General features: G+C 72.7%; 11 protein-coding genes and 2 pseudogenes. 4 read left to right on the forward strand and 9 right to left on the reverse strand.

The features are described from left to right. Positions 1-30: 30 nt before the first annotated feature. The gene (locus tag B0E54_RS25690; protein WP_234588657.1) at positions 31-1572 is read left to right on the forward strand and encodes a glycosyltransferase family 39 protein; all 1542 of its coding nucleotides are present in this window, start codon (positions 31-33) and stop codon (positions 1570-1572) included. 168 nt (positions 1573-1740) lie between these two features. On the opposite strand, the pseudogene B0E54_RS32950 reads toward B0E54_RS25690, so the two are convergent. The 3 genes and pseudogenes from B0E54_RS32950 to B0E54_RS25700 form a co-directional block, all read right to left on the reverse strand. Beyond that, positions 1741-2079: pseudogene (locus B0E54_RS32950) on the reverse strand (ATP-binding protein); the annotation flags it as partial. Continuing rightward, positions 2070-3333, reverse strand: a pseudogene (locus B0E54_RS25695) (histidine kinase N-terminal domain-containing protein); the annotation flags it as partial. The pseudogenes B0E54_RS25695 and B0E54_RS32950, both read right to left, overlap by 10 nt. Before the next feature lie 30 nt (positions 3334-3363). Further along, a complete protein-coding gene (locus tag B0E54_RS25700; protein ID WP_234588666.1) occupies positions 3364-4395 on the reverse strand; it encodes an SIS domain-containing protein in 1032 nt (343 codons plus the stop codon). Positions 4396-4579: 184 nt separating this feature from the next. Here B0E54_RS25700 and B0E54_RS25705 point away from each other — a divergent pair, with 184 nt between their 5' ends. Then, the gene (locus B0E54_RS25705) at positions 4580-6409 is read left to right on the forward strand and encodes a tetratricopeptide repeat protein (RefSeq protein WP_234588660.1); all 1830 of its coding nucleotides are present in this window, start codon (positions 4580-4582) and stop codon (positions 6407-6409) included. 58 nt (positions 6410-6467) lie between these two features. On the opposite strand, the gene B0E54_RS25710 is transcribed toward B0E54_RS25705, so the two are convergent. Then, positions 6468-8048, reverse strand: a complete 1581-nt coding sequence (locus B0E54_RS25710) for an MDR family MFS transporter (RefSeq protein ID WP_234588661.1) — start codon at positions 8046-8048, stop codon at positions 6468-6470. A gap of 112 nt (positions 8049-8160) precedes the next feature. On the opposite strand from B0E54_RS25710, the gene B0E54_RS25715 reads away from it, so the two are divergent. Continuing rightward, positions 8161-8763: a TetR/AcrR family transcriptional regulator gene (locus B0E54_RS25715; RefSeq protein WP_234588662.1), complete on the forward strand. Its 603-nt coding sequence runs from the start codon at positions 8161-8163 to the stop codon at positions 8761-8763. A gap of 10 nt (positions 8764-8773) precedes the next feature. Here B0E54_RS25715 and B0E54_RS25720 read toward each other — a convergent pair whose 3' ends face one another. Beyond that, entirely contained in the window at positions 8774-9283 is a 510-nt protein-coding gene (locus B0E54_RS25720; protein ID WP_234588663.1) for a GNAT family N-acetyltransferase, read from the reverse strand. Continuing rightward, the gene (locus tag B0E54_RS25725) at positions 9280-9501 is read right to left on the reverse strand and encodes a biotin/lipoyl-binding carrier protein (protein WP_007464729.1); all 222 of its coding nucleotides are present in this window, start codon (positions 9499-9501) and stop codon (positions 9280-9282) included. The genes B0E54_RS25720 and B0E54_RS25725 overlap by 4 nt, the downstream gene beginning before the upstream one ends. 223 nt (positions 9502-9724) lie before the next feature. Here B0E54_RS25725 and B0E54_RS32955 point away from each other — a divergent pair, with 223 nt between their 5' ends. Continuing rightward, on the forward strand, positions 9725-9799 hold the full coding sequence (locus B0E54_RS32955) for a 50S ribosomal protein bL37 (RefSeq protein WP_369814844.1): 75 nt from the start codon (positions 9725-9727) through the stop codon (positions 9797-9799). 124 nt (positions 9800-9923) lie between these two features. On the opposite strand, the gene rsrA is transcribed toward B0E54_RS32955, so the two are convergent. From rsrA to B0E54_RS25740, 3 genes are all read right to left on the reverse strand, one after another. After that, positions 9924-10211, reverse strand: coding sequence for a mycothiol system anti-sigma-R factor (rsrA, locus tag B0E54_RS25730; protein WP_007464731.1), 288 nt, complete (start codon positions 10209-10211; stop codon positions 9924-9926). Between the two features lies 1 nt (position 10212). Next, positions 10213-11040: a sigma-70 family RNA polymerase sigma factor gene (locus tag B0E54_RS25735; RefSeq protein WP_308195397.1), complete on the reverse strand. Its 828-nt coding sequence runs from the start codon at positions 11038-11040 to the stop codon at positions 10213-10215. Positions 11041-11256: 216 nt separating this feature from the next. Next, positions 11257-11659: alpha/beta family hydrolase (locus B0E54_RS25740; protein ID WP_374109317.1), on the reverse strand; the 403-nt coding region annotated here is incomplete at its 5' end.

The raw sequence follows: 11659 nt of genomic DNA on the forward strand, positions 1-11659 counted from the left end.
CGCAGGGAGTGGTCGTGGCAGGCTCGGACCGTGGGGCAATTGTCCGAGAGGTCGGCCGGGGCGGCGTGGGAGCGCCTGCGTCGTCTGCCGGTCTGGCTCGCCCCGGCGCTGCTCACCCTGGCGGTGACGGTGACCGGGCTGGGCTCCGCCCAGCTCTGGCGCGACGAGCTGGCGACGTGGAGCGCGGCCACCCGCTCGCCCGGCGACCTGGTCCGGCTGGCCGGCACCATCGACGCCGCCACCGGGCCGTACTACCTGCTGATGCACGTCTGGACCACTGTCGTCGGCGACTCCACCATCGCCCTGCGGATACCGGCCGTGGTGGCGATGACAGTGGCCGCCGGGCTGCTCGCCGTGCTCGGCGCGCGGCTGGTCGACAGGCGTGCCGGCCTCTTCGCCGGGCTGCTGTTCGCGGTGCTCCCCGGCACCTCGCGCTACGGGCAGGAGGCCCGCCCGTACGCGCTGGCGACCATGATCGCGGTGCTCGCCACAGTGCTGTTGGTGACCGCGCTGCGCCGACCGAGTTGGGCCCGGTGGGCCGGTTACGCGGTCGCCGTCGCCGCTCTCGGGCTCATCCACCTGATCGCGCTCACCCTGCTCGCCGCCCACGCGCTGGTCGTCCTCATCGCCTGGTGGCGCGGCCCCGCCGAGGCCGGCGTCGCCACCTGGGACCATCCCACCGCCGGCCGGGACCAACCCGCCGCCGGGCGGGACCGTCCCGCCGGCGAGCGGGACCGGCGGGTGTGGCGATGGCTGGTCGCCGTGCTACCGGCCGCGCTGCTGGCCGGTCCGCTGCTGCTCAAGGCCCGGACCCAGCAGTCCCGGCAGTTGAACTGGGTCCACCTGGCCCGGCTGGACGACCTGACCGCGCTGCCGGGCGGCGTGGCCCAGAGCAGCGTGGTGGGCGGTCTGCTGGTCGGGGTCGCCGCGTTGGGCGCGGCCCGGCTCGGGCGGCGCGCTCTGCTGCCACTGAGCGCGGTGCTGCTGCCCGTGCTGCTGCTCTTCGCCGCCGGCACGGTCGTACCCCTGTGGGTTCCCCGGTACCTGGTCTTCGTGGTGCCGTTCGCGTGTCTGCTGGCCGGCGCGGCGCTGGCCGCCGTGACCGCACCGGCCGCGGTCGTCGTGGTGGTGCTGGCCGCGCTGCTCGGCCTGCCCGACCAGACCGCGCTGCGCCGGACCCACGAGTGGCCGCGCAGCGCGCCGGTGGACTACGCGGGGGCCGCACGGGTGATCGCCGACGGCCAACGCCCGGGGGACGCGGTGGTCTACTCGCCCCGGCACAGCTGGCTCTTCCTGGATCTCGGCATCGACTACCACCTCCACGACCCACCACGCGACGTGCTGGTCACCGAGGACGAGGTGCGCCGGGGCGACCTGTGGGCGGCCGAGTGCCCCCAGCCGGCGCAGTGTCTGGCCGGTACGACGCGGGTGTGGCTCGTCGTCGCCGGCCGGCACGCCGAGCCGCTGGCCGCCGTGCCCGGCGCCAAGGGCGACGCGCTCCGCACCGACTTCACCGTCACGCAGGTCTGGCAACGCCCCGGCCTGACCGTCGCGCTGTTGACCGGCCGCTGAGCGATCGGTCAACGGCCGGACCGCGTCGGTCGTCGGTCTGATCGCCCACCAGGCGAGGCCGGCCCGCGGTGAAAAGACTGATGCCTGTGAGTCATCTAGATGACTCACAGGCATCACGCTCATTCGGCCAGCCGCACCCATCTGCGACAACACCGAACGGACGGCGGCTCAGCCCTGTGAGCGGCCGTCCGGGGCGTTGCGGGCCAGTGGGACGACGAGCAGCGCCTCGGTGCCGCCCTTGGCGCCCGCGCGCAGCTCGATGGTGCCGCGCAGCTCGCCGGTGACCAGTGCCCGCACGATCTGGAGACCGAGTCGGCTGCCGCGTTCGGCGTCGAATTCGGGGGGCAGGCCGCGCCCGTTGTCGGTCACCGAGACGTGCAGCATCTTGCGGAACCGGTGCGCCGAGACCACCACCTCCGGCCGCGCCGACGGATCGCCCTCGGCGACGACGGCCGGCACCACGCCCGAGATCGGCGGTACGGGCACGTCGTCCGACTCGTCGGCCGGCGGGAAGCCGTGTTCGACGGCGTTGAGCAGCAACTCATTGAGGACCATCACCAGCGACGTGGCGATCTCCGCGGGCAGTACGCCGAAGCTGCCCTTACGGCGCATGCCGACGCTCACCTCGGTCGCCGCGACCTCGGTCGCCGCGCTGGCGACCCGGTCGACGATGCCGTCGAACTCGACCGCCTCGTCACTGGACATCGAGAGCGTCTCGTGCACGAGAGCGATCGAGGCGACCCGGCGGACGGACTCCTCCAGGGCGACCCGGGCCTCCGGCATGGCCACCCGGCGGGCCTGCAACCGCAGCAGCGCGGCCACCGTCTGGAGGTTGTTCTTCACCCGGTGATGGATCTCCCGGATGGTGGCGTCCTTGGTGATCAGTGCCCGGTCCCGACGACGGACCTCGGTGATGTCGCGCACCAGCACCAGCGCGCCGATCGGCACACCGGCGGGCATCAGCGGCAGGGCCCGGGTGAGCATCGTGGCCCCGCGGGCGTCGATCTCCCGCCGGGGCGGCGCCTCGCCGCGCAACGCCGCCAGGATGCCGTTCGCCGCCTCGGTGCCGTCCAGCGGGTCGCCCGCCAGCCGGCGGTGCAGCGCGGCCAGGTCCTCCCCCACCAGGTGGGAGGCGTAGCCCAACCGGCGGTACGCGGACTGCGCGTTCGGGCTCGCGTAGGTGACCTTGCCACCGGCGTCCAGCCGGACCAGGCCGTCGCCGACGCGGGGGGCGGAGGTGGTCTCGCCCGGGTGCCGGGGTGGCGGAAAGGTGCCGTCGGCGATCATCTGGGCGAGGTCGTCGGCGGTGGTCAGGTAGTTGAGTTCCAGCTGACTGGGCGTCCGCGCGGTGGAGAGGTTGGTGTCTCGGCCGACCACAGCGATCACCTCGCCGGCCTCACCGTCGGCGGTGCGCAGCCGGACCGGGATCGCCTCGTGCCGGGCCGGCACGTCGCCGTACCAGACCGGGTCGCCCTCGCGCCAGATCCGCCCCTGGGAGTAGGCGACCCCCAGGTGGGCCACCTCCGAGCCGCCGATGATCCGGCCCACCTGGTCGTCCTGGTACGCGGTGGGCGCGGTCGTCGGGCGGACCTGGGCGACACAGAGGAACGTGCCCTCGGCGTCGACCGGCACCCAGAGCAGCAGATCGGCGAAGGACAGATCGGAGAGCAGCTGCCAGTCACCGGCGATCCGGTGCAGGTGGTCGATGTCGGCCGGACGGAGACGGGTGTGCTCCTCGGCGAGGTCGCGCAGCGTGGACACGGTGACCAGGGTGCCACGCCGCGCCGTGCCTCACATCGTCGCGGTGACCTTCTTCAGGCCACGCGGCGCGTCCGGGTCCTCACCACGGGTCAGTGCCAACGCCAACGCCAGGCGCTGCAACGGCAGGATGTCCAGCAGCGGTGCGTACCGCTCGTCGACCTCGGGGACGGCGAGCCGGGTGGCGCCCGGCACGTCGGCGGAGCCGACGACCACCACGTCGGCTCGGCGCTCGCCGAGGCGGGGCAGCACCTCGCCCATCGACCGGCCACCCGGACCGGAGCCGACGACGGCGAGCACCGGGACCTCCGGGTCGGTCATCGCGAGCGGGCCGTGCAGCAGGTCGGCGCCGGAGAAGGCGAGCGCCGGCAGGTACGAGGTCTCCATCAGCTTCAGCGCGGCCTCGCGGGCGGTCGGGTAGGCGTACCCGCGGCCGGTGGTGACCAGTTGGCGGGCGAAGCGGTAGCGCGGCGCGAGCTGGGCCGGGGTGTCGTCGGCGAGCGTCCTGGTGGCCAGGTCGGGCAGCGCGGCGAGCGCCTCCCGCTCGGCCGCCGGGAGCACCCCGTCGCCGGCCCGGATCCCCTCGACCAGCATGAGCAGGGCGAGCAGTTCGGCGGTGTACGTCTTCGTCGCCGCGACCGCCCGCTCGTGCCCGGCGGCGATGTCGATGCTCAACTCGGCAGTGCCGGCCAGCGGGGAGTCGGGGGCGTTGGTCACCGCGAGGGTGAGCGCGCCGGAGGACCGCGCGGCGCGCAGCACCTCGGCGAGGTCGGGTGAGCCGCCGCTCTGGCTGACCCCGACGACCAGCGCGTCGGACAGGTCGGGGTGGGCGCCGAACAGGGTGACCACGCTCGGCGAGGCGAGCCCGGCGGGCAGGCCGAGCCGGATCTCGGTCAGGTACGCCCCGTAGAGGGCGGCGTGGTCGGACGTGCCCCGGGCGGTGAAGACCACGTGTCGCGGTCGACGCTCGGCCACGACTGCGGCCACCCGGGCGATCGCCGCGGTGTTGGCGCTGTCGAGCAGGCGCGCGTAGCCGGCGGGCTGCTCGGCGATGTCGGCGGCCATTCCGGACCCTGCACGTGTCACGAAACACTCCCCTCGTGCGCGATTGCCGCGCGTTTCCTGCTCAGTCTTGCACGCAGAAGTCGACAGCAGCAATTATTCGAGCAGCAGTGCGCAGTTGATCACTTGATCAACTCAACATCAACTACGCTGGCCCCGCTGTCTGCAGCTGCGACGAGAGGACACCGTGCCAGAGGGAAGGGACGAGCCCACGCTCTCCGCGACGGAGGAGCTGGCGCTGGCCCGGCTGGCACTGGACGAGGGAGACCTCCACCACGCCGCCGGCCACCTCGCCGGCGCGCTCGCGCGGGCGCCCACCCTGCCCGAGGTGCACGAGACGCTGGCCCGCCTCGCCGCGGCCGACGGAGGAGGGCTCGACCTCTTCCCGATCAACCACCACACCTTCGTGGGCGCGGTCGTCGCCCGCGCCCACCTGCTGGCCGCCGCCGGCCGCCCCGCCGAAGGGCTGGAGCTGCTGGCCGCGGCGACCGGTCACGCGCCCGGCACCCAGTGGGCGGGCGTGCCGTGGGTGACCGCCTCCGAACTGGCCGAACGGCTGGAACCGGACCACATCGCCCGCGTCCTCATGCAGGTCTGCGCGGCGCTGACCGATCCGGTGCCGCGGGCCGGCCGGGACGCCCTCACGCCCTACCTCACGCTGGCCCGCAACGCCGCCACCGTGCACCCCGAGCACGGTCTCCTGCTGGGCGCGGCGTCCGCGCTGGCCCGGCGGCTCGGCGAGGTCGCGCTGGCGATCCGCTGGGCCAGCCGGGGCGTACGGTGCCAGCCGTCGAAGATGGGCGAGGTCTGGCTCGGGTACGCGTACCGCAGCGCGGGCCGGACCCGCGACGCCCTCGCGGCGCTCGGTCGGGCCGTCGAACTGGACCCGGACGACCTGGCCATCTACGCCGACATCGCCGGCACCCTGGCCGAGATCGGCCGGCTCGACGAGGCGTTGGAGTGGACCGAGCGGGCGCTGGCCCGGGACCCGTCGTTCGACTGCGCGGTGCACACCGCCCACCGACTGCGGCACCTGCGCGACGGCGACCTGTCCCACCTGGTCGCGCTCGCCGACTTCATCCGTGACCACCCCGACGACAGCCACGAGCACGGCGATCTGGCCCAGTGCTGCCGGGGCCGGCCCTGGCTCGGGCAACTGACGCCGGCCGGCGGCCCCTTGGTCGACGCGCTCCGTCAGGCGGTCGCCGACGACGACAACGGCATCGGCGGCGCCGTACGCCTCGCGGCGGCAGCCCCACCGAGCGCCCTGCGGACGGCGACGGCGGTGGCGCCCGGACTGCGGATCGAGGTCGCCGGGGTCGCGGAGCCGGACCCGCGCGAGCCTCGACGCCCGTCCGCGCAGCGGCTGTGGCACTTCGCGGAGAACGTGCCGACACCGGCGCTGCCGGCGCCCTCGGCGGTGGCTGTCGAACGGATCGGACAGGTCGCCCACCCGGCGTGGCCACACCCGCCGGCGGCCTACGACGCGGCGGTGGGCCTGGCCGGCCTCGACGTCGACGACCTGCTCGGGCTGCTGGTGCACCCGCCCGCGGCGCCGGCGAGCGGGCTGGGACGACTGCTGGCCGCCCAGGATCCGTCGATCTGGGTCCGCGGGGTGCAGGTCTGGGCCTGTCTGGGGCTACTGCATCAGCGCACCGACGAGCCCTGGGCGGACTCGACCCGACGCCGGGTGCTGGTGGACCTGGTCTGGGGTGTGGAGGACTGGGTCACCGAAGCGGCGCTGTTCGCCCTGATCACCGCCGCCTGGGTGGACCCGGACGTGCGGCCGGACGTGGCCCGCGTGGTGGCGGAACGGTTGGCCGACGCGGCGGCGGTGGCCCAGGCCCGACCGGTGCCGATCGCGGTCTCACTGGCCCACCTCGCGCTGGCCGCCCCCGCCCTGGACCCGGACAGCGCGGCACTGGCCACCCGGATGATCGGCGAGCGCACCGTCCGGCTTCCCCGCCCCCGCAACCCGCTGCGCCGCCTCTGGCGACGGCTGACCCGTCGCTCCTGACACGCGCGCCGCGCCCTCCCCGTTCGGGGACGACGCGGCGCGCGGGTGCCGGGATGGCTCAGGCGACCGGGGCCTTGCCGAGGGCGACCTCGGCCTCCTCCTCCGGGGTGGCCTGCGGCGGCGCCTCGTTGGCGGTGCGCAGCGGGATCTCCTTGATGAACCAGGCGAGCACCGGAATCACGATGGTGAACAGCACGGCCCAGAGGAACACGTGCGAGATGGCGTCGGAAAGACCGGTGAGGACCAGCTCACGCGCCTGGGCCGGCAGCTTCTTGAGCTGCTCCAGGTCCATCCCGCCCTCGCCGCCGCCGCTGAACGCCCGGCCGGCGGACGAGTCGGCGAGCCGGCTGGCGAAGATCGCGCCGAACAGCGAGATGCCGAACGAGCCGCCGATCGACCGGAAGAAGGTGGCCGCGCCGCTGGCCGCGCCGAGGTCCTTCTGTTCCACGCTGTTCTGGGCGATCAGCATGGAGGTCTGCATGAGGAAGCCCATGCCGGCCCCGAGCACGACCATGTAGAGCGAGGACTGCAGCTTGCTGGTGTCGGTGTCGAGCATGGAGAGCAGCGCCATGCCCCCGGTCATCACCACGCCGCCGATGATCGGGTACGCCCGGTACTTGCCGGTCTTGGTGATCGCCCGCCCGATGACCAGCGAGACGACGAGCATGCCGAACATCAACGGCAGCAGCAGCAGACCGCTGTTGGTGGCCGAGGCACCCTGCACGGTCTGCTGATAGAGCGGCAGGAAGTTCATCGCGCCGAACATCGCGAAACCGAGCAGGAAGCCGATCACCGAGATCAGCGCGAAGTTGCGGTTGGCGAACAGCGCCAACGGCAGGATCGGCTCCGGAACCCGGCGCTCCACCAGGCCGAACGCCACCAGCGCCACCAGCGCCAGCACGGCCAGGCCGAGGATCTGCGGCGAGGCCCAGTCGTACTCGTTGCCGCCCCAGGTGGTGATCAGCACGATCGCGGTGATGCCGACCGAGAGCAGCGCCGCGCCGAGCCAGTCGATCCGGTGCTCGGTGCGGTACTTCGGCAGGTGCATCGTGGTGATCAGCACGAGCAGCGCGATGCCACCCAGCGGCAGGTTCACGTAGAACGCCCAGCGCCAGGAGAGGTTGTCGGTGATGAAACCGCCGACCAGCGGGCCGGCCACCATGGCGATGGCCATGATGCCGGCGATCATGCCCTGGTAACGCCCGCGCTCGCGCGGCGGAACCAGGTCGCCGATGATCGCCATCACGCCGACCATCAGGCCACCGGCGCCCAGGCCCTGCACGGCGCGGAAGGCGATGAGCTGCACCATGCCGTCCTGCGGGCCGCCGAACATCCCGGAGCCGGCCATGCCGCACAGGGCCGAGCCGACGAGGAAGACGACGACCGAGGTCAGGAAGACCGACTTACGGCCGTAGAGGTCACCGAGCTTGCCCCAGATCGGGGTGGAGACGGTGGTGCCCAGGACGTATGCGGTGACCACCCAGGTGAAGTGGTTGAGGCCGCCGAACTCGCCGACGATCCGCGGCAGCGCGGTGCTGACGATCATGTTGTCGAGCATCGCGAGCATCATCGCGATCATCAGTCCGAACAGCACGACCCGTACGTTGGGTCGTGCGCCGGCCTGGGTTGCCTGAGTCATGGGTAAGCTCCCCCCGAGGATTGCCTTACTTACTTGCCGCCCGGCTAGTCACCTTACTAGCCGCACGGTAAGTTGGGTACCAACTGACGGTCAAGTGAATTGGGGGGCGTAGGTGAGGGAGAGCACAGGCGGCACCCGGGAGCGGATCAAGGCCGTCGCGTTGGAGCTCTTCACCGAGCAGGGGTACGAAAAGACCTCGCTGCGGGAGATCGCCGAACGCCTCAACGTCACCAAGGCGGCGCTCTACTACCACTTCAAGAGCAAGGACGACATCGTCGCCAGCTTCGTCGAGGATCGGCTGGATCAGATGGACGCGCTGACCGCCTGGGCCGACTCCCAGCCGGCGACCCTGGCCACCCGCCGCACCCTCATCTCCCGCTACGCCGACACGATGTTCGGCGGCGACATGCCGTCGGTGATGCGCTTCTTCGAGCAGAACCAGACAGTGCTCAAGAGCCTCTCCTCCGGCCAGCAGATGCGGGGCCGGATGATGCGGCTCGCCAGTGCCCTCTGCCGGGGCGACGACTCCCCCGCCGCCCAACTGCGCGCCACCCTGTCCCTGTTCGCCGTGCACACCAGCTGGTTCGCCGTGCGGGCACCGGGCATCACCGACGCCGAACGCCGCCGGCTCGCGCTGGAGGTGGCCGACGAGTTGCTGGCCGCGATCGGTGCCGAGCCCGACGAGGACGCGGCCCCGGCCAGCAGCCGGGCCTGACGCGCCGGCCTCAGGCGCGGGGCAGCTCCAACCGCAGGCCCAGCAGGGCCACACCCTCCACCGGCGACCAGTCCATCTCCGGCATACGGACGAACCCCAGGCGCTCGTAGAGCCGGTGGGCCGACACGGCCATCCCCGCGCGGACGCAGATCACGACGGCCCTACAGCCCAACTCGGCCGCCCGGTCGACGCACGCCTGGGCCAGCGCCGCGCCCACACCCCGCCCCTGGGCGCCCGGGTCGACCGCCAGCATCCGGAACTCCGCCTCGCCCGGCCCGGACAGCTCGGCGAACGGGGAGCCCGGCAGGACGAAGGTGACCGAGCCGAGCACCGCGCCCGTCGCCTCGTCCACCGCGACCAGCACCTCGCCGCTGCCGGCCCGGGTGGAGACGTCGGCCAGCACCGCCCCGTACCCGTGCTCGCCCTTGAGCTGACCGTCCGCCTCGTACGCGGCCACGGTCAGGCGGGCGACGGCCGGGAAGTCGGCCGTGTCGGCGAGCCGGACCAGCAGGCCACTCATCCAATCACCGCAATCAGGTCGCCGTCCTGCACGACGTCGCCCTCGTGCACGGCGAGCTGCTGGACCACGCCGTCGGCCTCGGCGACGACCGGGATCTCCATCTTCATCGACTCGAGGATCACCAGAGTGTCGCCCTCGGACACGGTGTCGCCCGCGGACGCGACGACCTTCCAGACGTTCGCCACCATCTCGGCGCGGATCTCCTCGGCCATGTCCACGGCCCTCCCTTTTTCGCGATGTGCCTGCCGACGTATCCAATCACGCGAGGGTGGGGCGCGGGAGCGGAGCGGTGCGGCCGACCGGCCGCCGAGGCCCCGGGGGAAGGCACCGGGTGCCGAGCGCACTACCATCAGCGGGTCGGACCCGACGCCGGGCGGCCGGTGGGTGCACCGGCGCGAGGCCGCGCGCAGCACGGATCCGACCCATCACGAGGAGGTCAGCATGGCGAAGAAGTCCCGCAAGAAGAAGGCCCGCAAGAAGAGCGCCGCGAACCACGGCAAGCGTCCCAACTCCTGAACGTGCCGACGGGCGATGCGCCCGTCACCGGTCAGTCCGACCCGGCGCAGGCCGGGTACACCGGTGGCCCGGGTCGAAGATCGACCCGGGCCACCGGTGTTTCGCCGTTTCGGTACGCCGACGCTCAGTCGGCCAGCTCACGGGAGTCGCTGGTCTCGAAGACCACCAGCTCGGTGAGCTTGACCCGCAGCCGCTCGCGCAGCTGATCGGGTGCGGTCTCGTTGCCGCAGCAACGGGCGACCAGTGCCCGCACCTCCTGTTCGAGCCCGTACTCGCGCAGGCACGGCCCGCACTCGTCGAGGTGGTGCCGGATCAGCGAGCGGCGCTCGTCGGCGCACTCGAGATCCAGGTAGAGGTAGACCTCCGCGAGCACCTCGCGGCAGTCCGTCTCGTGCGGCTTTCCACAGCTCACGTCACACCTCCCGGCCGGCAGCGGCAGCGGTCGAGCCCTTCGCGGACCGGGCCGGGCTGAAGCCCCGCTCCGCGGCGTACTGCTCGAGCAGCTTGCGCAGATTACGACGGCCGCGGTGCAGACGCGACATCACGGTGCCGATCGGCGTGCCCATGATGTCGGCGACCTCCTTGTAGGAGAAGCCCTCGACGTCGGTCAGGTAGACGGCCAGGCGGAACTCCTCCGGCAACTGCTGGAGGGCCTCCTTGACGTCGCTGTCCGGCAGCCGGTCCAGAGCCTCGGTCTCGGCCGAGCGCAGCCCGCTGGAGGTGTGCGACTCAGCCTCGGCGAGCTGCCAGTCGGTGATCTCCTCCGTGGGCGCCTGGATCGGCTGGCGCTGCCGCTTACGGTAGGAGTTGATGTAGGTGTTGGTCAGGATCCGGTAGAGCCAGGCCTTCAGGTTCGTGCCCTGCTCGAACTGGTGAAAGGCCGCGTACGCCTTCAGGTAGGTCTCCTGGACCAGGTCTTCGGCATCCGCCGGGTTGCGCGTCATGCGCAGCCCAGCAGCGTAGAGCTGATCGACGAATGGCATCGCGTCCCGCTCGAACCGGGCCCTGCGCTCGTCCGTCTTCTCGGTGGTCAACCGCACATCCCCTCGCGTCGGATGCTTTCCCGCCGAGGATACGCGCACGGACCTGCCCACAGATTCACTTCCGGCTGGTGTGCCCGTGCTCACCGCACCCACCCCGCCCGGTCCCGCTGTCACGGGCCAGTCCGGACCATCCAGCAGCCGCTGCAGCTGCCGGGCGTCCCGCTCGTCCCGTTCCAGGCTTCGTGTCTCGGTCGGCACCGGTCACCCCCCTCGCAGAAAAGTCGTCCGGGGTTAGTAACGCGAGATGACCGGTGAGGCATTCCGCCCGGCTCTCCCGTTCCTGGTCCCGGCCCCGGTGGCGCCGGCGCTGGGACCAGGAAGGGCCTGGGAGGACTGGTGCCGTCCGTCCGAACCGGGCCGGCGGCACCAACCGATGCAACGACCCGCGCCCGGCAGCGGAAACGGTCGGACGGTTCAGTCGGCCGCCCAGCCATGCCGGCGCAGCCAGTCCCGCACCACATCGGCCGTGCCGGCCGGGTCGCGCCGCAGGTCGTGCGTCTCACCCGGCCGGGTGACGACCTGCACGCCCGGCTCCGACGCGGGCACCCCGAACGGGTCCCGGTCACCGTTGACCACGAGCGTCGGCAGCCCGGTGGCCAACTCGGCGGCGCGGGAGCGTTCCGGCCGGCCGGGCGGGTGCAGCGGGAAGGCCAACGCGACGACCCCGGCCGCGCCCACCGCGCGGGCCGTCCGGCAGGCCACCCGCGCGCCGCTGGAACGACCTCCGACCAGCACCGTGGGCACCTCGTCGTGGCGAGCGCGCAGCGCGGCGAGCACTGCCGTCCACGCCTCGTCGAGGTGCCCGGCGGGGGCCGGC

Source organism: Micromonospora sp. MH99 (assembly GCF_021442385.1).
Taxonomy (GTDB): Bacteria; Actinomycetota; Actinomycetes; order Mycobacteriales; family Micromonosporaceae; genus Micromonospora.